This is a genomic window from Streptomyces sp. CRN 30 (assembly GCF_034105845.1).
In genome coordinates, this window is sequence record NZ_JAVRHI010000278.1 from 1 (window position 1) to 24,283 (window position 24,283).

General features: G+C 72.2%; 20 protein-coding genes. 8 read left to right on the forward strand and 12 right to left on the reverse strand.

Translation table 11 applies throughout. The features are described from left to right. The coding region (locus UW392_RS29490) for an ATP-binding protein (RefSeq protein ID WP_320778190.1) at positions 1-3,081 on the forward strand (3,081 nt) is incomplete at its 5' end. A 72-nt stretch (positions 3,082-3,153) separates the two neighbouring features. Here UW392_RS29490 and UW392_RS29495 read toward each other — a convergent pair. The 3 genes from UW392_RS29495 to panB all read right to left on the reverse strand — a co-directional run bounded on the left by UW392_RS29495 (position 3,154) and on the right by panB (position 6,054). Next, positions 3,154-4,017 carry an ABC transporter permease gene (locus UW392_RS29495; RefSeq protein WP_320778191.1) on the reverse strand — a complete coding sequence of 288 codons (864 nt, stop codon included), beginning with the start codon at positions 4,015-4,017 and terminating at the stop codon, positions 3,154-3,156. Next, the gene (locus UW392_RS29500; RefSeq protein WP_320778192.1) at positions 4,014-5,006 is read right to left on the reverse strand and encodes an ATP-binding cassette domain-containing protein; all 993 of its coding nucleotides are present in this window, start codon (positions 5,004-5,006) and stop codon (positions 4,014-4,016) included. Before UW392_RS29500 ends, UW392_RS29495 begins: the two co-directional genes overlap by 4 nt. A 130-nt stretch (positions 5,007-5,136) precedes the next feature. Further along, on the reverse strand, positions 5,137-6,054 hold the full coding sequence (panB, locus tag UW392_RS29505) for a 3-methyl-2-oxobutanoate hydroxymethyltransferase (RefSeq protein ID WP_320778193.1): 918 nt from the start codon (positions 6,052-6,054) through the stop codon (positions 5,137-5,139). A 200-nt stretch (positions 6,055-6,254) separates the two neighbouring features. Between panB and UW392_RS29510 the strand changes: the two genes are divergently transcribed. The 5 genes from UW392_RS29510 (at position 6,255) to UW392_RS29530 (ending at position 12,225) form a co-directional block, all read left to right on the forward strand. Then, the gene (locus UW392_RS29510) at positions 6,255-7,841 is read left to right on the forward strand and encodes an MFS transporter (protein ID WP_320778194.1); all 1,587 of its coding nucleotides are present in this window, start codon (positions 6,255-6,257) and stop codon (positions 7,839-7,841) included. A gap of 281 nt (positions 7,842-8,122) precedes the next feature. After that, a complete protein-coding gene (locus UW392_RS29515; RefSeq protein ID WP_320778195.1) occupies positions 8,123-9,160 on the forward strand; it encodes an endonuclease/exonuclease/phosphatase family protein in 1,038 nt (345 codons plus the stop codon). 149 nt (positions 9,161-9,309) lie between these two features. Continuing rightward, on the forward strand, positions 9,310-10,551 hold the full coding sequence (locus UW392_RS29520) for an MFS transporter (protein WP_320778196.1): 1,242 nt from the start codon (positions 9,310-9,312) through the stop codon (positions 10,549-10,551). 190 nt (positions 10,552-10,741) lie between these two features. Then, positions 10,742-11,482, forward strand: coding sequence for a GAF and ANTAR domain-containing protein (locus tag UW392_RS29525; RefSeq protein WP_320778197.1), 741 nt, complete (start codon positions 10,742-10,744; stop codon positions 11,480-11,482). Further along, positions 11,479-12,225, forward strand: a complete 747-nt coding sequence (locus UW392_RS29530; protein WP_320778198.1) for a GAF and ANTAR domain-containing protein — start codon at positions 11,479-11,481, stop codon at positions 12,223-12,225. Before UW392_RS29525 ends, UW392_RS29530 begins: the two co-directional genes overlap by 4 nt. Before the next feature lie 26 nt (positions 12,226-12,251). Here the strand turns inward: UW392_RS29530 and UW392_RS29535 are convergent, their stop codons facing one another. From UW392_RS29535 to UW392_RS29550, 4 genes are all read right to left on the reverse strand, one after another. Beyond that, on the reverse strand, positions 12,252-12,938 hold the full coding sequence (locus tag UW392_RS29535; protein ID WP_320778199.1) for a GAF and ANTAR domain-containing protein: 687 nt from the start codon (positions 12,936-12,938) through the stop codon (positions 12,252-12,254). 97 nt (positions 12,939-13,035) lie between these two features. Then, positions 13,036-14,790: an NAD+ synthase gene (locus UW392_RS29540; RefSeq protein WP_320778200.1), complete on the reverse strand. Its 1,755-nt coding sequence runs from the start codon at positions 14,788-14,790 to the stop codon at positions 13,036-13,038. 96 nt (positions 14,791-14,886) lie between these two features. Then, on the reverse strand, positions 14,887-15,513 hold the full coding sequence (locus tag UW392_RS29545) for a DUF305 domain-containing protein (RefSeq protein WP_320778201.1): 627 nt from the start codon (positions 15,511-15,513) through the stop codon (positions 14,887-14,889). A gap of 13 nt (positions 15,514-15,526) precedes the next feature. Next, positions 15,527-16,198 (reverse strand): DUF3105 domain-containing protein, encoded by a 672-nt coding sequence (locus UW392_RS29550; protein ID WP_320778202.1) that lies wholly within the window; start codon positions 16,196-16,198, stop codon positions 15,527-15,529. A 274-nt stretch (positions 16,199-16,472) separates the two neighbouring features. On the opposite strand from UW392_RS29550, the gene UW392_RS29555 reads away from it, so the two are divergent. Beyond that, positions 16,473-16,928 (forward strand): Rrf2 family transcriptional regulator, encoded by a 456-nt coding sequence (locus UW392_RS29555; protein ID WP_320778203.1) that lies wholly within the window; start codon positions 16,473-16,475, stop codon positions 16,926-16,928. Between the two features lie 13 nt (positions 16,929-16,941). Here the strand turns inward: UW392_RS29555 and UW392_RS29560 are convergent, their stop codons facing one another. Beyond that, positions 16,942-18,132: a globin domain-containing protein gene (locus tag UW392_RS29560; protein WP_320778204.1), complete on the reverse strand. Its 1,191-nt coding sequence runs from the start codon at positions 18,130-18,132 to the stop codon at positions 16,942-16,944. A gap of 336 nt (positions 18,133-18,468) precedes the next feature. On the opposite strand from UW392_RS29560, the gene glnA reads away from it, so the two are divergent. Further along, a complete protein-coding gene (glnA, locus tag UW392_RS29565) occupies positions 18,469-19,830 on the forward strand; it encodes a type I glutamate--ammonia ligase (protein WP_320778205.1) in 1,362 nt (453 codons plus the stop codon). Between the two features lie 75 nt (positions 19,831-19,905). Here the strand turns inward: glnA and UW392_RS29570 are convergent, their stop codons facing one another. From UW392_RS29570 to UW392_RS29585, 4 genes are all read right to left on the reverse strand, one after another. Continuing rightward, the gene (locus UW392_RS29570; protein ID WP_320778206.1) at positions 19,906-21,174 is read right to left on the reverse strand and encodes a site-specific integrase; all 1,269 of its coding nucleotides are present in this window, start codon (positions 21,172-21,174) and stop codon (positions 19,906-19,908) included. A gap of 79 nt (positions 21,175-21,253) precedes the next feature. Beyond that, complete coding sequence (locus tag UW392_RS29575) at positions 21,254-21,493, reverse strand: helix-turn-helix domain-containing protein (protein WP_320778207.1); 240 nt, start codon at positions 21,491-21,493, stop codon at positions 21,254-21,256. 429 nt (positions 21,494-21,922) lie between these two features. Next, the gene (locus tag UW392_RS29580) at positions 21,923-23,401 is read right to left on the reverse strand and encodes an ATP-binding protein (RefSeq protein ID WP_320778208.1); all 1,479 of its coding nucleotides are present in this window, start codon (positions 23,399-23,401) and stop codon (positions 21,923-21,925) included. A 2-nt stretch (positions 23,402-23,403) separates the two neighbouring features. Further along, the gene (locus tag UW392_RS29585) at positions 23,404-24,252 is read right to left on the reverse strand and encodes a bifunctional DNA primase/polymerase (RefSeq protein ID WP_320778209.1); all 849 of its coding nucleotides are present in this window, start codon (positions 24,250-24,252) and stop codon (positions 23,404-23,406) included. Positions 24,253-24,283 lie beyond the last annotated feature (31 nt).

Here is a 24,283-nt window from a genome sequence, read left to right on the forward strand (position 1 = left end):
GTCTCGGCCGACGGCGGGTACCGGCTCGCCGCGCACCCCGACGACATCGACCTGCACCGCTTCGAGCGGCTCGCGGGCGAGGGGGTGCGCGCGCTGGCCGACGGCGACCCGGCGAAGGCGGCCGTCGTCCTCGATGACGCGCTCGCCCTCTGGCACGGCCCTGCCCTCGCCGACCTCCCCGACCGTACGGCCGAGGCGGCCCGCCGGGAGACCCGCCGGCTGGACGCCCGCCGGGCCCGCCTCACCGCGGCCCTCGCCCTCGGCCACGCCGCGCAGCACCTCCCCGAGCTCACCGCCCTCTGCGACACCCACCCCCTCGACGAGCCCCTCCAGGCCCTGCGCCTGCGCGCCCTGCGCGACGCGGGCCGCCCGGCAGAGGCGCTGGCCGCCTACGCCGACGTACGCCGCCTGCTGGCGGACCGGCTCGGCGCGGAACCGGGACCGGAACTGCGGGCGCTGCACGAGGACTTGCTGAACCCGGGCGACGCACCCGGCCCGCCGTCCGCCGCCCGGCCCACGGCGCCGACCGGTGCCGCTCCCGCACCGCCCCCGGACCACGCCCCCGGCCTTCCGCCCCGCCCCCGCCCCGGCAACCTCCGCGCCCGGCTCACCTCCTTCGTCGGCCGGGACGCCGAGATCGAGGCCATCCGCCACGACCTGGGGGCGGCCCGGCTGGTGACCCTGCTGGGGCCGGGCGGCTCCGGGAAGACACGGCTGGCGCAGGAGGCGGGGGAGGCCGCGGCCGGGACGCTGCCCGACGGGGTGTGGCTGGCCGAGCTCGCGCCGGTCGACGACCCCGACGACGTGCCCGAGGCCGTCCTCACCGCCCTCGGTGCCCGGGAGACCGTGCTGCGGGGCGCCGGCGCCGAGGAGCTGCGGGCGGTCGCCGAGCGGCACGACGACCCGGTCAGCCGCCTCGTCGAGCACTGCGGCAGACGGCACATGCTGATCGTCCTCGACAACTGCGAGCACGTCGTGGAGGCCGCCGCCCGCCTCGCCGAGCAGTTGCTCCAGCGGTGCCCGCGCCTCACCGTCCTCGCCACCAGCCGGGAGCCCCTCGGCGTCCCCGGTGAGCTGCTGCGGCCGGTGGAGCCGCTGCCCCAGCCGTACGCGCTGCGGCTGCTCGCCGACCGGGGGGCCGCCGCCCGGCCCGGCTTCGACGTCGCGGACGACCCCGAGGCGGCCGCCGAGATCTGCCGGCGGCTCGACGGGCTCCCGCTCGCCATCGAGCTGGCGGCCGCCCGGCTGCGCATGCTGAGCCCGCGGCAGATAGCGGACCGGCTCGACGACCGGTTCCGGCTGCTCACCAACGGGAGCCGCACCGTACTGCCGCGGCAGCAGACGCTGCGGGCCGTCGTCGACTGGTCCTGGAACCTCCTCGGCGACGACGAACGCGACGTGCTGCGACGGCTGTCCGTCTTCGCCGGCGGCTGCGACCTGACCGCCGCCGAGGCCGTCTGCGGGGCCGGCGCGCTGGACCGGCTCGGTTCACTCGTGGACAAGTCCCTGGTGGTGACCGCGCACTCGGCCACCGGCGACATGCGCTACCGGCTCCTGGAGACCGTCGCCGAGTACGCGCGCGAGCGGCTGGAGGAGTCCGGCGACCGCGTCGCCGCCGAGCGCGCCCACCTCACGTACTACCGCGAACTCGCCCGCACCACCGACCCGTTGCTGCGCGGCCCCCGCCAGCGCGAGGCCATCGCGGTGCTGGAGCTGGAGGACGACAACCTCCGCACCGCCCTGCGGCACGCCGTCGACGCGCGGGACGAGCAGGAGGCGCTCTGTCTGACGCTGTCGCTGTGCTGGTACTGGCTGATGCGCGACCTGCGCGTCACGGCCCGCCAGTGGACGGCGGAGGTCGCGGCGCTCGGCCCCGACCCCTTCGCCGGGCCCGCCCGCCCCGTCCCCGACCTGATCGAACGCTGCACCGACGCCCCGCCGCCCATGCGGCCCGAGATCCTCGACGAGGCCCGGCGCGGCGTGCACCTCGCCCACTTCGCCTGCATGGACACGGACCTGGCGGCCTGGACCACCCCGCGGGCGGAGGAAAAGGTGCGTGTCATAGCCGACACCTACCGGCCCGGCCAGCCGCAGACCTGCCGCCTCCCCGGCTTCATGTGGTTCTTCGCGGTGCTGCTCAGCCGCGACGTGGACCGTATGCGCGAGGTCGCCGACGCGACCGTCCGCGTCTGCCGCGAGCTGGGCTACACCTGGGAGCTGTCGCAGGCCCTGCAGATGCGGGCCAACATCGTCGCGGGCCGCGGCGACGGGAGGGGGGACGCCGTCCGGGACGCCGACGAGGCGCTGGAGCTCTCCCTCGGCATCGGCGACGCCTGGGGCGCGGCCGAGGCGCTCGCCGCACGCGGGGAGGCGAAGGAGCACCGGGGCGACCACGCGGGCGCCGCCGCCGACTACGAGTGGGCCATGGAGCACGCCGAACGGCTCGGCGCCCGCGCCCAGCTGGGCATGTTGAAGGCCCGGCTGGGCAGCGCGCTCATGGACGCCGGGGACGCCGAGCGGGGCGAGCGGCTGCTGACCGAGCTGCTGGCCGACGACCACGCCAACGCCGAGGCCAGGCCCGCCGCCCGGCTCTTTCTCGCGATGCACTTCGGCCGCACCGGCCGCCTGACGGCGGCGTGGGAACACATGCGGCAGCTCAGGCTGAACTCCGACGTCGTCAACTTCGCGGTGTTCACCAGTTTCGTCACCGGTGTCGAAGCCTGGCTGGAGGCGCTGGAGGGCCGCTTCGCCGAGTCCCTGGCCACCGTGCGCCGGGCGGTGGAACAGGCCGGTGACCCGCTCGCGCAGATGGTCGCGCCGCACCTGGACGTTGGCCACCTGGTCACGGCCGCCCTCGCCGTCGCGGGCGTGGACGGCGGCGCCCGCGCCCGGGACGCGGCCCGGCTGCTGGGCGCCGCCGACGCGCTGCGGTCGTCCGGCCAGGTCGTCCCCCCGGTGGAGGCCGAGAGCCGGGCGCGGGTCGAGGCCGCGGCGCGGGCGGTACTGGACGAGGCGGCGTACGACGCGGCCCGTGCCGAGGGCGCCGGCCTGTCGTTCGAGCAGGCCGCCGCCCTGATCTGACACAGGCTCCCAAGGCCCCGGACGACGGCAGGGCGTCCCCCGTGCGCCCTGCCGGGCACACGTCCGCGTGGCTCAGCTCTTCGTCCGGTACTTGTGGATCGCCACGGGCGCCATCACCAGCGTCAGCAGCGCCGACCAGCCCAGCGTCACCCACAGGCCGTGCGCGACCGGGCCGCCCGACATCAGCCCGCGGGAGGCGTCCGCGAGGGCGGACAGCGGGTTGTACTCGGTGAAGCCCTGCAGCCAGCCCGGCATCGAGCTGGTCGGCGTGAAGATCGACGAGCCGAACTGCAGCGGGAACAGCACCAGCATGCCCATCCCCTGCACGGACTGGGCGTTCTTCAGGGTCACGCCCAGCGCCAGGAAGATCCACATCACCGACGAGCCGAACACGGCGGACAGCGCCACGGCCGCCAGCAGTCCGCTCCAGCTCGTGATGTCGAACCCCACGACGACGCCGACGACCAGCAGGATCACCGTGGCGACGAGCATCCGCAGCAGCTCGACCACGATCTTGGCGACCAGGACCGAGGAGCGTCCGATGGGCAGCGACCGGAAGCGGTCCATGATGCCCTTCTGGAAGTCCTCGTTGAAGCCGGTGCCGACGGCCATGGCGATGTTCATGCCCATCATCGCCATCAGACCCGGCACGACGTACTGCACGTACTCGTCCTGCCCGCCGCCGAGCGCCTGGCCGATGGAGCCGCCGAAGACGTACACGAACAGCAGGGTGAAGATGATCGGCATGAACACCGCGTCGAACATCGACTCCGGGTCCTGGCGGATCCACAGCAGGTTGCGGCGGACCAGCGCGCCGGTGTGACGGACGTGGGCGCGCAGCCCGATACGGCCGTCGTCGGCGCCGCGGAGGGCCGGGGCGGTGCCGCTCGGGGTGCCGGACGTGCCGGTGGGCGCGGTCTTCGTCGTGATGCTCATGCGGCGGCCTCCTCGTGGCTGCTCGCCCGGTGGCCGGTGAGGGACAGGAACACCTCGTCCAGGCTGGGCAGTTCGGTGGTGATGGAGGCGAGGGTGACGCCGCGCGCGGTGATCGCGCCGACGATCGCCGTGAGCTGCTCGTCGCTGAGGACCGGCACCAGCAGGGTGCCGTTCTCCTCGTCGACGGTGACGGTGGCCAGACCGGTGAGCCCGGAGTCGTCGAGCAGGGCCGCGAGCGGGCGCAGCTCGGCGGCGTCGGCCGGGCGGACGCGCAGGGTGCGGCCGCCCACCTGGGCCTTCAGCTCCTCGGTGCGGCCGCTGGCGACGACCTTGCCGCGGTCGATGACGGTGAGCTCGGAGGCGAGCTGCTCGGCCTCCTCCATGTACTGGGTGGTGAGCAGCACGGTGACCCCGTCCCCGACCATGCGGCGGACCTCCTCCCACACCTCGTTGCGGGTGCGCGGGTCGAGGCCGGTCGTGGGCTCGTCGAGGTAGAGCACGGCCGGGCTGCCGATCATGGAGGCGGCGAGGTCGAGCCGGCGCCGCATGCCGCCGGAGTACGTGCGGACCGGGCGTCCGGCGGCCTCGGTGAGCGAGAACCGCTCCAGCAGTTCGCCGGCGCGCCTGCGGGCGTCCTTGCGGGACAGGTCGAGCAGCCGGCCGATCATGTAGAGGTTCTCGAAGCCGGAGATCTTCTCGTCGACGGAGGCGTACTGGCCGGTCAGGCCGATCACGCGGCGCAGCTGCCGGGGCTGGCGCACGACGTCGTAGCCGGCGACCGTGGCGGTGCCCGCGTCGGGTGTGATGAGGGTGGACAGGCAGCGGACGAGGGTGGTCTTGCCGGCGCCGTTGGGGCCGAGGACGCCGAGGACGGTGCCCTCGCGCACGTCCAGGTCGACGCCGTCCAGCGCCTTGGTCTCGCCGTAGTGCTTGACCAGGCCCCGGACGGTGACGGCGGCGTCGCCCGTGTCGGTGGGTGTTCGTCTCATGGGGACGACGATGGCAGCAGCCGCCGACAGACCGCCGACAGAGCGCTGACAGGCCGCCCGCACCGGCGGGAACGGCGAGAGCCCGCCGACCGGGGCGGGTCGACGGGCTGCCGTGGTGCCGCGGTGGGCGTCAGTGCACGGAGTGCTCCTCCGCCGGGAACGTGCCGCCGACGACGTCCTCGGCGAAGGACCGGGCGGCGCCGGTCATGACCTCGCGGAGGCCGGCGTACTTCTTGACGAACTTCGGCACCCGGCCGGAGGTCAGCCCCAGCATGTCCGTCCAGACCAGGACCTGGGCGTCCGTGCCGGGACCCGCGCCGATCCCCACCGTCGGGATGTGCAGCGCGCGCGTGACCTCGGCGGCCAGCTCCGCCGGGACCAGCTCCAGGACGACCGCGAACGCGCCCGCGTCCTGGACCGCCTTCGCGTCCCGCAGCAGCTGCGCGGCCGCCTCCTCGCCGCGGCCCTGCACGCGGTAGCCCATCGCGTTGACCGACTGCGGGGTCAGGCCGATGTGGGCCATCACCGGTATGCCGGACTCCACCAGGAGCTCGATCTGCCGGTGCGAGCGCTCGCCGCCCTCCAGCTTCACGGCGCCCGCCCCGGCCTCCTTGACCAGGCGCATCGCCGAGCGCAGCGCCTGCACGGGACCCTCCTGGTACGAGCCGAAGGGCAGGTCGGCGACGATCAGGGCGCGCTTGGTGCCCCGGACGACCGCGGCCGACAGCATGGTCATCTCGTCGAGGGTGACGGGCACGGTCGAGTCGTACCCCAGGTGGACGTTGCCCGCCGAGTCGCCGACGAGCATCACCGGGATGCCGGCCTCGTCGAAGGCGGACGCGGTCATCGCGTCGTACGCGGTGAGCATGGGCCACTTCTCGCCGCGCTCCTTGGCGGCGGCGATGTCGCGGACGGTGATGCGGCGGGTGCTCTTCCCCCCGTACAGCGCCTTGCTGCTGCTGTCGGAGGCCTTGAGCGCGGGCTGCGCGGGCTGTGCTGCCTGCGGGGGCTGCTCCTGGGCAGCCGGAAGCGGCGAGAGCTCCGTCATCGGAGTGGCTCCTTCTGTCATCTCGAGGCGCCCTGACGGCGTCCCCGGACCGTCTCCCATGGTGGCACTCCCGACCCACGCGCGACCAGACCGGGGGAGGGGACATGGGTCACGCGGGCGTGTGCGCCCGAGCTCCAAGAGCGCGCAAAGGGCCGCGGTACGGGACGGTGCCGTACCGCGATCCGCCCTACGGTGAGTGCATGACGACTCCCGCCGGCCCCGCCGGGCAGCGTGTCCCCGAGGCGGTGCACCGGCGCCGCTGGGTCATCCTCGGCGTGCTGATGCTGAGCCTGCTGATCGTGGTGCTCGACAACTCGATCCTCAACGTGGCCGTCAAGACCATCTCGACCCCGCCGCCGACCGGTCTCGGCGCCACGCAGAGCGAGCTGGAGTGGGCGATCAACGCCTACACGCTCGTCTTCGCCGGACTGCTGTTCACCGCCGGGCTGCTCGGCGACCGGCTCGGGCGCAAGCGGACGCTCGTCGCCGGACTGCTGGTGTTCGGCGCCGGTTCCGCGCTGGCCGCCCGTTCCGGCTCGCCGGAGCAGCTGATCGCGTTCCGCGCGGTGATGGGGCTCGGCGCGGCCTTCGTGATGCCCGCCACGCTCGCCGTCCTGATGAACGTGTTCGAACGGGACGAGCAGCCGAAGGCCATCGGCATCTGGGCGGGCGGCGTCGGGCTCGGCATCGCCATCGGCCCGATCACGGGCGGGGTGCTCCTGGACCACTTCTGGTGGGGCTCGGTCTTCCTGGTCAACGTGCCGATCGTGGTCGTCGCGCTGGCCCTGATGCTGTGGCTGGTGCCGGACTCCCGCGACCCGGCGCCCGGACGCGTCGACCCCCTCGGCGTCGCGCTGTCCGTAGTGGGTCTCGTCCTGCTGGTGTACGGCATCATCGAGGGCGGCCAGTACGGCGACCTCACCCGGTCGGACGTGCTGTGGCCGATCGTCGGCGGACTCGTGGTGCTCGCCCTGTTCGTGCTGCACGAGAAGCGCAGCGACCATCCCTCCGTCGACATGGCGTACTTCCGCAACAAGGTCTTCTCGGCGGCGATCGGCGCCATCGCGCTGGTCTTCTTCGCCCTCATGGGCGTGACCTTCTTCTCCGTCTTCTACACCCAGAGCGTGCGGGGCTACACGCCCCTGCAGACGGGGCTGCTGCTGCTCCCGCTGGCCCTGGCGCAGCTGTTCTTCGCGCCGCGGGCCCGGCTGGTGGTGCACCGGTTCGGCACCCGGGCGGTGTGCACGGCCGGGCTGCTGACCGTCGCGGCGGCGCTGGCCGCCTTCACCGCGTTCGACGCGGACACGCCGATCTGGATCCTGGAGGCGGTGTTCTTCGCCATGGGCACCGGGATGGCGCACATCATGACCCCGGTGAGCGTCGTCGTGATGCAGGCCCTGCCGCGGGAGAAGGCCGGCTCGGCGTCCGCGCTCAGCAACACCTTCCGCCAGGTCGGCGGCGCCCTCGGTATCGCGGTCCTCGGCTCCGTGCTGTCGGCGGCGTACCGCTCGGCCGTCGAGGGCGAACTGCCGCCCGCCGCCCGGCACGAGGCGGCCGAGTCCATCGAGGCCACCCTCGCCTACGCGGCCCGGCTCGGCGCCCGGGGCGAGGAGCTGGTCGGCGCGGCGAACGACGCCTTCCTGCACGCCATGCACGTCACCGCGGTGTGCGGCGCGGGCGTGGCCCTGCTGGGCGCGGTGGTGGTGGCGCTCTTCCTGCCGGGCAAGGCGCCCGCACCGCCCCGGCGGGAGGGGGAGATCGAGCCGGCGATGGCGCCGGACGCCTGAGGGCGCACTCGGCGGGGGACCGGCCGAACACATCGCCGAGGCGGCGCCGGACGGGTCGCGGTCCCCGGCTGAGCGGGCCGGGCCGGACCGGCGACCGCCGCCGCGATGTGCGCATTTGGTCACAAGGCGCGCGCTCCCGCCGCCCGCCGGAACTCCCGACGCCGCCTCGTTCGTCCTCGCTCGCGTACGGCCGCCCCGGGAGGGCGGGAACGACGGCGATCATCCCCTAGGGTTCTGTGGCGCGGGGGACGGTGTGCACGGCAGTTTGTGAGGCGACGGGTATGGCGCAGGCGTACGTGACGGAGTCCGGCAGCGACGGCGCGGGGACGGGCCGCGAGGGCTCCCGGCTGCGGCGCCTGCTGAACGGCTGGCGCCGCGATCCCCGGATCTGGCGCCGCGGCATCCTGACCGCCCTCTGCGCGATCGCGCTGGCGCTGGTGATGGTGCTGCACGCGCAGATCCCCAACCGGTACGGCAACCTGGGCAGCCTCGTGGAGACGTTCCTGCCCTGGCTGGGCCTGGCCGTCCCGTTGCTGCTGGTCCTCGCGCTGCTCCGCAGGTCCGCGACCGCCCTGATCGCCGTGCTGCTGCCCACGGTCGTCTGGCTGAACATGTTCGGCTCACTGGTCACCGACAAGAGCGGCACCGGCGGCAGCGGCGACCTGACCGTCCTCACCCACAACGTCAACGCGGACAACACCGACCCCTCCAGCACCGGCCGTGACGTGGCCGCGTCCGGCGCCGACGTGGTGGCGCTGGAGGAGCTGACGGAGACGGCGGTCCCGGTGTACGAGAAGGCACTCGCGGCGGCGTACAAGTACCACGAGGTCGTCGGCACCGTCGGGCTGTGGAGCAAGTACCCGCTGGCCGACACCGAGGCCGTCGACATCAAGCTCGGCTGGGAGCGCGCCATGCGCTCGACGGTGACGACGCCCGAGGGGGAGGTCGCCGTGTACGTGGCGCACCTGCCCTCGGTGCGGGTGAAGCTGGAGGCCGGGTTCACCGCGCGGCAGCGCGACAAGAGCGCGACCGCCCTCGGCGAGGCCATCGCCGCCGACCCGATCGGCCGGGTCGTCCTGCTCGGCGACCTCAACGGCACCATGAACGACCGCGCCCTCAACTCGGTCACCGCGCAGATGCGCTCCACGCAGGGCGCGGCGGGCGACGGGTTCGGCTTCAGCTGGCCGGCGTCGTTCCCGATGGCCCGCATCGACCAGATCATGGTCAAGGGCGTCGAGCCGGTCGCCTCCTGGACGCTCCCGGAGACGGGCAGCGACCACCTGCCGATCGCGGCGCGGGTACGGCTGGACGGTTCCTGACGTCCCTGAGGGCCGCACCCACCCGCGTACGTCCGCACATACGATCGCAACCGGCGCGCAACCTGCTGGAATAGTCGGCCGGGCAGAGTTTGTTCCGTGCATGAACTTAAGCTGTACGGACCCTCCTGCTCGTGAAAGGCCCTGTTCCCATGCCTCTGGCCCTGCTCGCCCTGGCCGTGGGTGCCTTCGGTATCGGCACGACCGAATTCGTCATGATGGGTCTGCTGCCCGACGTCGCCGACGACCTGGGCATCTCCATCCCCTCCGCCGGACACCTGGTGTCCGCGTACGCGCTCGGCGTCGTGATCGGCGCCCCGCTGCTCGCCGCCGTGACCGCGAAGATGTCCCGCCGTACGGTGCTGATCGCGCTCATGGTGCTCTTCGTCGTCGGCAACGGGCTCTCCGCCCTCGCCCCCGACGAGCACTGGCTGCTCGCCGCCCGCCTGCTGAGCGGACTGCCGCACGGCGCCTTCTTCGGTGTCGGCGCCGTCGTCGCCACCGGCATGGTCGCGCCCGAGCGTCGGGCCCGCTCCGTCTCGCTGATGTTCCTCGGCCTGACCATCGCCAACGTCGTGGGCGTGCCCGCCGCCACCCTGATGGGCCAGCAGCTCGGCTGGCGCGCCACCTTCCTCGGGGTGAGCGCCATCGGACTGGTCGCCATCGCCTCCCTCGCCCTGCTCATCCCGCGCGACCGTGCTCAGGCGGTGCCCACCGGCGGCCTCCGCGGCGAGCTGGCCGCCCTGCGCTCCCTGCCCGTCTGGCTGGCCTTCGGGACGACCATCGCGGGCTTCGCCGCCCTCTTCGCCGCGTACAGCTACATCACGCCCATGCTCACCGACGCCGCCGGTTTCGCGGAGACCAGCGTCACGCTGCTGCTGGCCCTGTTCGGCGTGGGCGCCACGGCCGGCAACCTGCTGGGCGGCCGGCTCGCGGACCGCGCGATGCGCAGCACCCTGTTCGGCGGGCTCGCCGCCCTGGTCGTGGTGCTGGCGCTGTTCCCGCTGCTGATGCGCACCGAGGTGACGGCCGCGCTCGCGGTGCTGCTGCTCGGCGCGGCGGCCTTCACCACCAGCTCCCCGCTCCAGCTGATGGTCATGGAGAAGGCCTCGGCCGCCCCGTCCCTCGCCTCCTCCGCCAACCAGGCCGCCTTCAACCTCGCCAACGCGGGCGGCGCCTGGATCGGCGGGCTCACCCTGGCCGCGGGCTTCGGCGCCACCTCCCCGGCGGTCGCCGGCGCGGTGCTCGCCGTCGTGGGCCTGGGCGTCGCGGTGGTGGCGTACGCGGTGGACGTGCGGCGCGGGGACGCCGTACGGGCCGGCGGGGGCCGGCTGGTCGCGGCACACGTGCCGGAGAAGGAGACGGGGGAGAGGGCGGAGAGCGCGCGCCACTGACGGCCGCCCGCCGCCCCCGAGCGGGGGCTTCGGGCCGAGGTGTACAGCACTCGGACAAGTGCCTCGAACATCCGGCGCACGGCCCGCTTCGAAGCCGTGACGCGGGATACGCTCCCCCTGAGGGTCCTTGAGGGGAACGTCCGTGTCCGGCGGCCTCGAGCAGGCCGGCGCAGGGAGGCGGGTGGATCCGGTGGGTTCCAGCACGGGCATGGCCGCGGTGCTCGTCGGACTGTGCGCCCGCGACGGCACCGGACTCGTCGGCGGCGACCCGGTGCTGTGCGCCCGGGTCCTCGGCGTGGACGGGGTCGCCGTCTCCCTGCTCCCGGACGGCAAGGGCAGTGAGCCCGTGTGGGCCACTCCGGGGACCGGCCTGCGTCTGGAGGACCTGCAGTTCACGCTCGGCCAGGGGCCGGGCATCGACACGGTCGCCTCCGGTTCCCACACGCTGGAACCGGACCTGGACCGGGTGGACCCGGACCGGTGGCCGGCGCTGCTGCCCGAGCTGCGCACCCTGCGCGTCCGGGCGGTCTTCTGCTTCCCGCTGCTGATCGGCCGGGTCTGCCTGGGCGTACTGACCCTGCACCGCCGGGCGCCCGGCCCGCTGGACGACACGGAGATGGACGACGCGCTGATCCTGGTGGGCGCGCTCGTCTCGATGGTCCTGTCCAACTCCCCGGGTCAGGCCGACCTGGCGACGTCCGACGACCCGTCCGTGCTCTACCGGGCGGCGGTGCACCAGGCGACGGGGATGGTCAGCGTGCAGGCGGGCGTCCCCCTGCCACAGGCGTTGCTGCTGCTGCGAGCCCACGCCTACCGGTACGGCAGGCCGGTTCTGGACATCGCGGAGGACGTGGTGGCGAGGCGGGTGCATTTTCGAAACTCTGGAGCGGCTGGATCGGAGCCGGATCCGTCTGGCGGGAAGGGGAGATGATGGGTGCGGTCCAACAGGAGGGCGCGCTGCGGGCCTTCCTCGACACTGTTGACACGCTGGTCGAGGACTTCGATCTCATCGACGTACTGCACCGGCTCTGTGTCCGCAGTGTCGAGTTCCTCGATGTCGCGGCGGTCGGCATCATGCTGGCCGACCCGCACGACCAACTGCACATGCTGGCGACCTCGGAGGAGAGCGAGCGGATGCTCGCCCTGTTCGACGCGCAGAGCAAGCACGGCCCGTGCCAGGGCAGTTACCGCTCGGGGGAGCCGCGTCTGGACGTCGACCTGTCGTCCGACCACAAGTCCGGGGGGTACGCGGCGTTCGCCGAGCAGGCCCGGGGGATGGGCTTCGTACGGGCGCACTCGCTGCCGTTGCGGCTGCGGCAGCGGGCTGTCGGCGCGCTCGGCATGCTCAGTACCGCGCCGCGGCCGCTGGGCGAGCGGGACGTCCGGCTGGGGCAGACCCTCGCGGACGTGGCCACCATCGCCATACTGCAGCACCGCACCATCGAGCACCGCAACGTCGAACGCGCCCAGCTGCAGAACGCGCTGACCAGCCGGATCGCGATAGAGCAGGCCAAGGGAATCCTCGCCGAACGCTGGCAGATACAGGTCGACGAGTCGTTCCGGCTGATGCGCGCCTACGCCCGGAGCCACCACGCCCGCCTCGACGAGCTGTCCCGGCAGGTCATCGACGGGGACATCGACACGGACGGGATACGCGCGGCCGGCAAGCGCTGACCGGGGCGTGGCCGCCGGCGTCCCGGTCAGCGGAGGAACTGGGCCAGCACGTCCTCCGCCAGCGAGGGCAGCGTCCGCCCGGTCGCCAGGGCCCGGCCGCGGAGCCGCGCCAGCGCCTCGCCCACCGCGATGCCGAGGAGCTGTGCCATCACACCCGCGGCCTGGTGCGTGCGCTGCCAGTGGGTGCTCGCCGCGGAACCGGGCCGCCACAGCGGGACGGGGCCCTGGGTGAACAGCACCAGCGCCGCCGCGCGCACCGCCTCCGAGGCGGCCGACTCCGTCTCCTCGTCCGGTGGCCCCACAGCCCTCCGCAGCAGGTCCGCCGATCCCCACGACGTCCCGCCGTCCAGCAGCGGGAACGCGAAGACCGCGCCCACTCCCGTCAGCCGTTCCCGCGCCAGGATCCCGAACAGGGGCCACTCGGTGACCGTCGCGTGCAGGTCCTCGACGATGACCGGCCGGCCGTGCGCCGAGGCGTCGAGGCACGGCCCCTCCTCCACCTCGAACTGCAACTCCTCCAGACGTACGGCCTCCGCGCTCGTCGCGTGCAGGAGCTGCCGGTCCGGTGTGTGCGTCAGCAGCGAGAGGGTCACCCCGTCCACCGGCAGTCCCTCGCACAGCGCCTCGGCCACCCGCCGGGTGAGGTCCTCCGGGCCCTGGCCGCCGGACGCGGCCAGCAGCACCAGCTCCGCCGCGCGCGACACGTCAGCCATCGGGACTCCAGGTCGGGTGCCCGCCGGTACCGGGGGCACACCGGTGGCCGGGTCTCCCCGGCAGCAGCTTCCAAACCGCGGGCCGTACCGGGGCGGCTCAGGCCTGCTCGCGCCACCGGTTGGTGATGGGCAGGCGCCGGTCCTTGCCGAAGCCCTTGGCCGAGATCTTCGTGCCCGGCGGGTACTGGCGCCGCTTGTACTCGGCGGTGTCCACCATCCGCAGCGTCTTCGCCACCAGCTCGCGGTCGAACCCGGCCGCCACGATCGTGTCGAAGCCCTGGTCCCGGTCGACGTACCGCTCCAGGATCGCGTCGAGGACCGGGTAGTCCGGCAGCGAGTCCGTGTCCACCTGGCCGGGGCGCAGCTCGGCGCTCGGCGGCTTGGAGATGGAGTTCTCCGGGATCGGCGGGGTCTGCCCGCGCTCGGCGGCCGCCCGGTTGCGCCACTCGGCGAGCCGGAAGATCGACGTCTTGTACACGTCCTTGATCGGCCCGTACGCGCCCACCGAGTCGCCGTACAGCGTCGAGTACCCGACCGCCAGCTCCGACTTGTTGCCCGGCGCGAGCACGATGTGCCCCTCCTGGTTGGAGATCGCCATGAGCGTGGTGCCGCGCAGCCGGGACTGGAGGTTCTCCTCGGCGAGACCCGTCAGGCCGAGCGAACCCATGTACGCGTCGAACATCGGCTCGATCGCCACGGTGCGGTAGTTGAGCCCCGTACGGCGGGCGAGCTCCGCCGCGTCGTCCTTGGAGTGCTCCGAGGAGTACTTCGACGGCATCGAGACGCCGTACACGTTCTCCGCGCCCAGGGCGTCGCACGCGAGCGCCGCGACCAGCGCGGAGTCGATGCCGCCCGAGAGGCCGACGAGCACGGAGCGGAAACCGTTCTTCGCCGCGTACGCCCGCAGGCCCACGACCAGCGCCGAGTACACCTCCTCGTCGTCGTCCAGCCGGTCCGCGTACCCGCCGGACAGCTCCGGCTCGTAGGCGGGCAGCGGTTCCTCGGAGATCACCAGGCGGTCGATGCGCAGTCCGTCGTCGACGACCCCGGTGGGCGGCCCGTCCGCGGCGGCGGGCAGGTCCAGGTCCAGGACCACGCAGCCCTCCTCGAACTGCGGCGCCCGCGCGACCACCGCGCCGTCCTTGTCCACGACGATCGAGTCGCCGTCGAAGACCAGCTCGTCCTGCCCGCCCATCATGGCGAGGTAGGCGGTGGTGCAGCCCGCCTCCTGGGCGCGCTTGCGGACCAGCTCCAGGCGGGTGTCGTCCTTGTCGCGCTCGTACGGCGAGGCGTTGACCGACAGCAGCAGCCCGGCACCGGCGGAGCGGGCGGCCGGCACGCGCCCGCCGTCCTGCCAGAGGTCCTCGCAGATGGCGAGGGCCACGTCGATGCCGTGGACCCGTACGACGGGCATGGTGTCGCCCGGCACGAAGTAGCGGAACTCGTCGAACACGCCGTAGTTCGGCAGGTGGTGCTTGGCGAACTTCAGCGCCACCCGGCCGCGGTGCAGCACCGCGGCGGCGTTCTGCGGGGCGCCCGCGGGCTGGCCGTACTTCGGCTGGGCGGTGTCGGAGCAGTCGAGGTAGCCGACGACCACCGGCAGCTCACCGAAGCCCTCGTCGGCGAGGCGCGCCGCCAGGGCCGTCAGCGCCGTGCGCGAGGCCTCCACGAAGGACGAGCGCAGGGCCAGGTCCTCGACGGGATACCCGGTCAGCACCATCTCGGGGAACGCCACCAGGTGGGCCCCCTGCTCGGCGGAGTGCCGGGTCCAGCGGAGGACCGCCTCGGCGTTCCCGGCGAGATCGCCGACGGTCGAGTCGATCTGATTCAGGGCGAGGCGTAGTTGAGGCACCCGTCCAGTGTAATCGTCAGAGCGACGCAATGGGGCGCGGGGCGTTCCCGAGCAGCGCACCTGCCCTGCTCCCGCCCCACGCCCGCGCCGTCGTCCCTACGGACGGGCCTCCGCGCCCCGCTCCTCGAGCATGTCCGCCATCAGCTGGATCTCCGACTCCTGGCCCGTGACCATGACCTGCGCGAGCCGCTTCTCCGCGCCGACCGTGCACCGGGAGACGCAGCCTTCGGCCATGTGGACGCCGCCCTTGTGGTGGGCGGTCATCAGCTGCAGGAAGAAGACCTCGGCCTGCTTCCCGTTCAGCTCGCCGAGCTCCTTCATCTCCGTGTTGGTCGCCATGCCCGGCATCAGGGCACCGTCCTCGCCGGCCGGCGCGTTCCCCATGCCCATCCACGTCATGGGCGCGTCGGACGACACCTTCGGCAGCCCCCACAGGTCGAGCCAGCCCAGCATCATGCCGCGCTGGTTGGCCTGCGTCTGCGCGATGTCGTAGGCGAGCCGCCGCACGTCCTCGTCGTCCGTGCGGTCGCGCACGATGTACGACATCTCGACGGCCTGCTGGTGGTGGACCGACATGTCCCGGGCGAAGCCCGCGTCCGCGGAGTCCGCGGTGGGCGCCCCCGCGGCGGGCTCGTCACCGTCGGCGACCGCGTACGTGACCGCTCCGGCCGCGACGAGCACCGCCGCGGCCCCGGCGGCTATCCAACCGGCGTTCTGTCTCATGTTCCCCATGGTGTCAGGCCGTGTCGGAGACACCACTGGTGCAGGCGGCACCCGGCTCGGGGGTCTGCTCGCCCTGCACGTACGTCTCGAAGAACTTGTCGACGTCCGGGTCGTCGGCACCCGTCACCGTGCGCTGGTGGCCCCACGCGGACAGCATGACCGGGTCCTTCTGGTCCTCGACCGGGCTCATCAGGCTGTACGGCGTCTTCTTCACCTTCTCGGTGAGCGCCTTCACGTCGGCCTCGGACGCCTGGCTGTTGTACGTCACCCACACCGCGCCGTGCTCCAGGGAGTGCACCGCGTGCTCGTTCTTTATCGCGTCGGTGTAGACGTCGCCGTTGCAGTTCTGCCAGACCGGGTTGTGGTCGCCGCCGACCGGGGGCGTCGCCTGGTACTTCACCGTCTTGTCGACGTGGTTCTGGCTCAGCGTGCCTTCCCACTTCTTCACGCCGTCCTCGCCGGTGACGAACTTGCCCGACGTCCCCTTGTCCTCGCTCGCGGTGTCGCTGCCGCCGTCCGACTGCGAGCGGACCAGGAAGGTCCCGCCGACGACGAGACCGGCGACGATGACGACGCTCGCGCCGATCGTGAGGATGCGGGTACGACGCTCACGCGCCTGCTCGGCACGGCGCATCTCCTCTATGCGTGCCTTGCGCGCCGCGGAGTTGTTCTTGGCGGAACCCATGCTGAGTCCTTAAGGGGGCGTAGGGGGCGATGAGACGGGCGGGTCAGCTGATCGTAATGTCAACTGGGCCCGGATTTGCAGGGTGGGAGCAGGAACGGCCGAGCGGAACCGGCCAGCCGGCCACCGGCACCGGGCCCGCGGACGCCTGACGCGCACGGGTCCGGCACTACCCCGCGCACCGGTCGGACACCGGTCGCGCACTCGTCGCACATCGTTCGGGCACGTGCCGCATGAATATTTTGAACCGCGTCCGCGCATTCCCTACGCTGCGGGTATGCGGCTGCTGCGCTCCACCGACCTCGCCCTGCGCGTCCTGATGCGGCTCGCCGTGGTGGACGGGTCCACGCCGACGACCCGCGAGGTCGCGGCGGACATGCGGGTCCCCTACACGCACACCGCCAAGGTCGTCTCCGAACTCCAGCACATGGGCCTGGTGGCCGCCCGGCGCGGCAGGGGCGGCGGCCTCGCGCTCACCGAGGCCGGCCGTACGGCGTCGGTCGGCACGGTCGTGCGCGCCTTCGAGGGCGACGGCGACGTGGTCGACTGCGAGGGCGCGGAGACCTGCCCGCTGATCACCGGCTGTCGGCTGCGCGGCGCGCTGCGGCGGGCCCAGGAGGCGTTCTTCGCCTCGCTGGACCCGCTGACGGTGACGGACATGGTGGCCTCGCCGACCGGCCCGCTGCTGCTGGGCATCTCCGGCGCGCCGCCGCACGGGACGGGCCGGGACTAGCTTCGTTACTGGGCTACCGGGCCAGCCAGAGGTCCGGCCCGAACACCTCGTAGTGGATGTCGGCCGGGGCGACGCCCTTGCCGATCAGCTGGGCGCGGACCGCGCGCATGAAGGGCAGCGGACCGCACAGGTACGCGCGCGTGCCCGCCGGGACGTCCACCCCGGACAGGTCCACCAGCCCCGTGCGGTCGGCCGGGTGCCCGGGCTCCGGGTGCTCGTACCAGAAGTGCGTGGTGGCGTCCCCGAGCTTGGCCGCGTACGCCTCGTGGTCGGCGCGCAGGGCGTGCTCCGCGGGGGAGCGGTCGCCGTGCACGACGGTCACGGGGGCGGGGTGCCCGCTCAGCGCGAGCTGCTCCAGCATGGCGATCATCGGGGTCACACCGATGCCGGCCGAGGCGAGCAGCAGCGGCGCGTCCGTGTCCTGGTCGAGCACGAGATCGCCGTACGGGGCGGACAGCAGCAGCCGGTCGCCGACCCCCACGCGCGCGTGCAGGTGGTTGGACACCTCTCCGAGGGGACCGTCGCCCTCGCGCACCCGCTTCACGGCGATCCGGAACAGCTCCGTGCCGGGCGCGCCGACGAGGCTGTACTGACGGATCTGCCGGGCCCCGTCCGGGAGCGTGACCTGCACGGACACGTACTGTCCGGGCCGGTGGGCCGGGGCGGACCCACCATCGCCCGGACGCAACTCGAACACGACCACGTCGGCGGTCTCCTCGACCCGCCCGACGACCTCCCACTCGCGCGGGCCGACACGGTCGCCGCTCTCCTCGTACAACTCCTGCTCCAGCGACATCAGCGCGTTGGCGAGCAGCCAGTAGACCTCGTCCCAGGCGGCGGCGGCCTCGGGCGTGACGGCCTCGCCGAGGACCTCGGCGATGGCGGCGAAGAGGTGCTGCCGGACCACCTCGTACTGCTCGGGGGCGACGCCCAGCGAGGCGTGCTTGTGGGCGATGCGGCGCAGCATCGCGTCGGGCCGGTCGTCGGGGTGGTCGACGAGGTGCGTGGCGAAGGCGGCGATGGAGCCCGCGAGGGCCTGGCGCTGGGTCCCGGCGGCCTGGTTGCCGCGGTTGAACAGGTCGCGCAGCAGCGCGGGGCGGGCGTCGAACAGCCCGGAGTAGAAGCGCTCGGTGATCTCACCGATGGCGGCGCCCACGGCGGGCAGGGTGGCGCGCACGGTGGCGGCGGACTGTTCGGACAGCAAGACGTCTCCTCGGACTCGGTTGCTCCGTGACGGCTCGGCACGCTAGTGAAAGTCGAATCTGGGATGCAAATTAAAAGGAGGAAAATCGGAAAGTACGGAAAGTACGGAAAGCGCGGAGGAACCGCGCCGACCACCCGTTACCCGCCCGGGAGCGAGCAGGCAAGATGGACACCGAGGCGTACACCCGGCGTACCCGGGTTGTTCGAGCCGGGATCGCCGAGCCGATCAAGATGCGCAACGCGCATGAAATGGTGTTGTGGTGGGATGCTCAGGTGCCGGACCTCTCCCTTGAACGGGACAGGCGGTCTGACCAGCAAGGATGGGTGGAAGCTAGACATGGACAAGCAGCAGGAGTTCGTGCTCCGCACTCTTGAGGAGCGCGACATCCGGTTCGTACGCCTGTGGTTCACGGACGTGCTGGGCTTCCTCAAGTCCGTGGCCGTGGCCCCGGCCGAGCTGGAACAGGCCTTCGACGAGGGGATCGGCTTCGACGGCTCCGCCATCGAGGGCTTCGCCCGTGTCTACGAGTCCGACATGATCGCCAAGCCGGACCCGGCCACCTTCCAGGTCCTGCCCTGGCGCGCGGAGGCCCCGGGCACCGCCCGCATGTTCTGCGACATCCTGATGCCCGACGGCTCCCCGTCCTTCGCCGACCCGCGATATGTCCTGAAGCGAGCGCTCGCCAAGACCTCCGACCTCGGCTTCACCTTCTACACCCACCCCGAGATCGAGTTCTTCCTCCTCAAGGACAAGCCGGTCGACGGCTCCCGCCCCACCCCCGCCGACAACTCCGGCTACTTCGACCACACCCCCCACAACATCGGCATGGACTTCCGCCGCCAGGCGATCACCATGCTGGAGTCGATGGGCATCTCGGTCGAGTTCTCCCACCACGAGGGCGCCCCCGGCCAGCAGGAGATCGACCTCCGCTACGCCGACGCCCTCTCCACGGCCGACAACGTCATGACCTTCCGCCTGATCATGAAGCAGGTGGCCCTGGAGCAGAACATCCAGGCGACCTTCATGCCGAAGCCGTTCTCGGAGTACCCGGGCAGCGGCATGCACACCCACCTCTCCCTCTTCGAGGGCGACCGCAACGCGTTCTACGAGTCGGGCGCCGAGTACCAGCTCTCCAAGGTCGGCCGCTCCTTCATCGCGGGCCTGCTGAAGCACGCGGCGGAGATCTCCGCGGTGACGAACCAGTGGGTCAACTCCTACAAGCGCATCTGGGGCGGCTCGGAACGCACGGCCGGCGCCGGCGGCGAGGCCCCCTCGTACATCTGCTGGGGCCACAACAACCGCTCCGCCCTGGTCCGCGTCCCCATGTACAAGCCCGGCAAGACGGGCTCGGCCCGCGTGGAGGTCCGCTCCCTCGACGCCGGCGCCAACCCGTACCTCGCCTACGCCGTCCTCCTCGCCGCCGGCCTCAAGGGCATCGAAGAGGGCTACGAGCTCCCGCCCGGCGCCGAGGACGACGTCTGGGCCCTCTCCGACGCCGAACGCCGCGCCATGGGCATCGAACCCCTCCCCCAGAACCTCGGCGAGGCCCTCACCCTCATGGAGCGCAGCGACCTCGTCGCCGAGACCCTGGGTGAGCACGTCTTCGACTTCTTCCTGCGCAACAAGCGGCAGGAGTGGGAGGAGTACCGCTCCGAGGTCACCGCGTTCGAGCTGCGGAAGAACCTGCCGGTGCTGTAAGTGCAGGTCAGAGCGGCTGTACCGCTCGGATGACCAGCGGGGCCGACGGTGGCGAACCGTCGGCCCCGCGGCGTCTCATCGCTCCTGGGCCGTCTCTGGGCCGTCTGGCGCCGGAACGGTCCCCTCGTAGAGCCCGTCCACGGCTTTCCGGGCCCGAGCGTCGCTGCTCGGCATCAGGTGCGTGTACACCCGCAGCGTGAACCCCGGATCGTTGTGACCGAGGTAGTTGCTCAGCGCCTTGATGTTCTCGCCCGCGTCCAGCAGCACGGACGCGTAGAAGTGCCGCAGGGCGTGCATGCCGTGCTCGCGGGCGGCCTGGTGACGCTCGCCGGGCTTGGGCTCGGGGATGACGCCGGCCGCGACGAGCGCGGGCTTCCACGCGCGGGTGTTGAAGTCCGTCCGCCGGACCGCACCCGCGCCGTCGAGCCGACTGAACAGCAGCCGTTTTGTGACGGGGGGCCCGTCGGGCCGCAGCCACGGCAGGGTGACCGAGACCGGGGGGAACGTGTCCATGTGGTGCTTGAGGACCTGCGCGACACGGTCGGGCAACGGCACGTCGCGCTCTTTGTTCCGCTTCGGCGGGGCAAAGACGAGATGGCCCCTGGTCACTTTCACCTGACAGGCGACGTGCAGCCATCCCGAGTCGAATCCGATCTCATCGACGGGCAGCCCAAAGATTTCCCCTTGGCGGAGGCCGCACCCGCCCCCGAGATCGACGGCCGCGCGGAAGCGCTCCGGAAGTGCTGCCCGCACGGCAAAGGTGCGCTCAGCGCTCCACGGCACGATGCGCCCGACGCCGGCGGCTGGGGGACGGACGGATTGCGCGTGACACGGGTTCTTGGCGAGGTGGCCGTCATCGACAGCCGCGTTGAGGATGGTCGAGACGTTGTTGTAGATCACGCGCCGGTACGACGATGCGGGTACGGCCAGCTCGAGCTTGCTCAGCCAATCGCGGATGTGCTCCGGCTTGAACGAACCGAGAGGGCGCGGCCCGATGTAGGGAAGCGCATGCCCGCGGATCGCTGATTCGACCGACTCTCGGGTGGTCATGGCGGTGGTTTGCGTGGCCAACCACTTCTCGGCGTACTGCCGGAATGTCACGCGGCCAGCGGTGGGGTCGATGTATTGGCCGCGCGACATGTCGGCCTCGATCTGGGCGAGCCACTGATCAGCCAGTCGCTTCTTCCCCTCGGGGAAGGACTTGCTTTTCTCGGTACCGTCCGGCCCGATGTAGCGAGCGCGGTACCGCATGCCCGAACCGAAGCGGTCCGACCGTACGCGGCGAGTCTTGCCGTCGGCACCGACTTCGGTCTTGTACCAGCGGTCTTGGATGTGGCCTGCCATGCGGCGGCGGTCCTCTCTGGACAAGCAGCAGGGAGAGCCGCTGTGTGCGGCTCTCCCTGCTGCTTGGGTGGTTGTTCGGTTAGGCGGCGTCTCGGCCGGCGGTCTTGCGCTCGGTCACGTAGGCGTGCACGTCGGTGGGGTCGTAGCGGAGGTGCTTGCCGATGCGGAAGCCGGGCGGGCCGGTGCGCTTCTTACGCCACTGGTAGACGGTTTCCTTGGGCACCTCGAAGATTTCGGCGATGTCGTCCGGGGTGAGGTACCGATCGGGGAGACCGCCCCGAAGCGTGGCGCGGGGGTCAGGGTCCTTCAGCTGTGCCATAGGAACTCCAGGCGAGGAACATGCCGCGTGTGTCCGAGGTGGGAATTCCTGCGTCACCGCGTCATCTGCGTCATTCGCACGTCTGACCTGCGGTGACGAGTGACGCAGAGGTCCCGCGGGTGCGTCATCGGTGACGCAGGCTCTCGTCACCGGGTGACGCAGGTGACGCGGGGTGACGCAGCCACCGTCCGTCTGCGTCACCGCTCTCTGGGCAGGTCACGGCCGTTTACCGGCCGTGGGTGACGCAGGTGACGCAGCGTCTCTTTCCTTCGGACAAGAGAGGGGGGTGTCTGTTGCAGTGCGCGGCTCAGAGCGTGAATGGGGAGCCGCTTCGCGGCGCGACCCTCGCAGGGCGGCGCCGCCGCCGAACAACAAGAGGAGCACGCCATGCCGGGGTGCTCCTCTTGCTTGTACAGGCGGTGACGCCGGTCAGAACGCCGGTGCCTGCTCGTGCGGGGGCGCCAGGGCCGCGGGCCGGGTCATCTCGATGTAGCGGGCGGTCTTGGTGCGACCCCAGTCGATAAGGACGCCCCGGGCGGCGAGGGTGGGCTGAAGGCGCTTGAGGCGGTCCGAGAGCACCTTGCCGGTGGTCGGCCAGCCTTTGGGCAGGGGACGGCAGTCCTCGCCGCTGTAGAGGCCGGTGAGGTGGTGCAGCCACTCGGCGGACGTCATCCGCTGCTCGGTGCCCGGCTCGATGCCGGCGGCGTGCTTGAGCACGGTCTGTGCCAGGAGGTCGCCCTCGATGACGTCGTCGTTGAGGTCGTCCAGGCTGGCCCGGTAGGCGTTGAGAGCCCCGAGACCGGTGGCGGCGTCGAGCTGGGCGCACAGGTGGGCGAAGTCGGCCATGCGCAGGTCGGTGGGGATGTCCGCGTCCGCCGCGCGCACCTGCACGGTGAGGTCCAGGAGGGAGCCGAGGATAACGGGTAGCGCCTCCTCGTAGTCCGCCCACAGCTCCGCTTCGGTGCGCCGAGTGCGGGGGCGTTCCAGGCGCAGCGGGAGGAGGCGTTCGGCGAGGTCGGGGCGGATGACACCGACGTCGATACCGGTGAGCAGCAGCGGGCGGCGGTAGCGGGCGCGGACCACGTCGCCGTCGGTGTAGAGGGCGCGTTTGACGGTTTCCGCGCCGGTGACGATGCAGCACATCGCGTCGGAGAGGTCCGGGCCGAGGTGCGAGAGGTTGTCCAGGGCGGTGACCCATCCGGCGGCCACGGCCGCGATCAGGTTCTCTTCGTCCTTCGGGGCCCGGCGCAGGTCCCCGCTCATACCTTCGATGATCCGCACGAGCATCCGCCCGCCGGTGGACTTGCCCGCGCCCTGGGGGCCGGTGAGGAACGGGGCGGGGACGGGCACCGACGGCCCCAGGCAGCCGATGAGCCAGGCGATGGCCAGGCACTCGGTCTCGGCGTTGGCGAAGTTGCACAGCCGCAGCAGAAGATCGATGCCCTTGCCGTCGGTGTCCTTGACCGGCAGGGGCAGCTCCCCGGTGAGCTGGGTGCGCCGCCAGCACACCTCTCGTGGATCGGGGGTGCGGATGTCCCAGCCGGTGGGGTGGATGCGGACGGACTGTCCGTCGTCACGGCCCAGGTCCAGCCAGGTCGCGCCGTCGAGTCCGGGGGCGACGCGGATGTGCACGGGCTGTACGTCCTGGCTCAGCGCGAGTGCTTCGATCAAGTCGAGTGCCTCCTTCAGGGCGGTGCCGTTGAACACGCCCAGTCCGTCGTTGAACAGGCCGACCATGAGTTCCTGCCGGTGGCTTCCGGTGGTGCCCTGCGAGCGGATCGGACGGGCCACGGGGTGGCCGTTCTTCTGCGCGTACACGGTGCCGTCGGCGGTGCGGAAGTACCGGAAGTGGGCTTGCGCGTAGTCGGCGATGACGTCGCGGGCGGGAGTCTTGTCGTCGTCGGCCATGGTCACAGTCCCAACCGGGTGCGGGCGTTGGTCCACGCGTCGGTGCAGTGCCGCGGGGATTCGCCCTTGGCCTGCGCGGCGGTGAACAGGCGCGTGATGTGGACGTCGGTGAGGCAGCCGCACCGGCCGTGCGTCGACAGCACGGCGAGGAACGTGCGGTAGACCGTGGCGTGCACCGAGCTGCGGGCCTCGGTGATGCGCTGTTCGGCCATGGCGATGCCGCGTTCCAGGTAGGCGGGCGTGCGGTGGCGGCACTCCCCGTTCGCGGCCCGTGTGGGCACGGCGATGGCCTGCGGCGTCGGCCGGATCCCGGACGGTTCCGTCACGGTCAGCGCGCGAACGGCATGCGGCAGGGTGGTCATACGGCCGGTGCCGGCACCCCGCCAGCGGACGTACGACATGGACGACTTGACGTCGACGCCGGGGCGGACCGCGTTGCGCGAGGTCATGGTGCCCCGGTAGATCCAGTGCTCACCGCGCGTCGTCGGCACGATCCGCGTAGTGGGCAGCTGCTCGCGGGCCCAGGCGACGGCCGCCGCGTTGTCGAGGTCTACGACGGTGAGCCCGGCGCCGCCGGGGTGGTAGGCCACGGCCACAGCCTCACGCCATGCGGGCGCCCACGCGGGGGAGCCGATGACCGCCGGGTTGGTGGTGGCGGCGGCCCACGCGTGGCAGACGCCGGGGCACCGGCACGGTCCGGCGGTCTTCATGGTCGGGCGTCCGCCGCAGGCGTTGTCCGCGCAGGCGGGACAGTTGCCGAACGGCAGCTTGCCGCGCCGCAGCGGCAGGACGGGCAGTCCAGCGGCAGCCTGCTGCAGCGCCACTCGCCGGACGTGGCTGAGTTGGGTCATGCTGGAGGGCTCCAGTTCCTCGTAGGGGTGC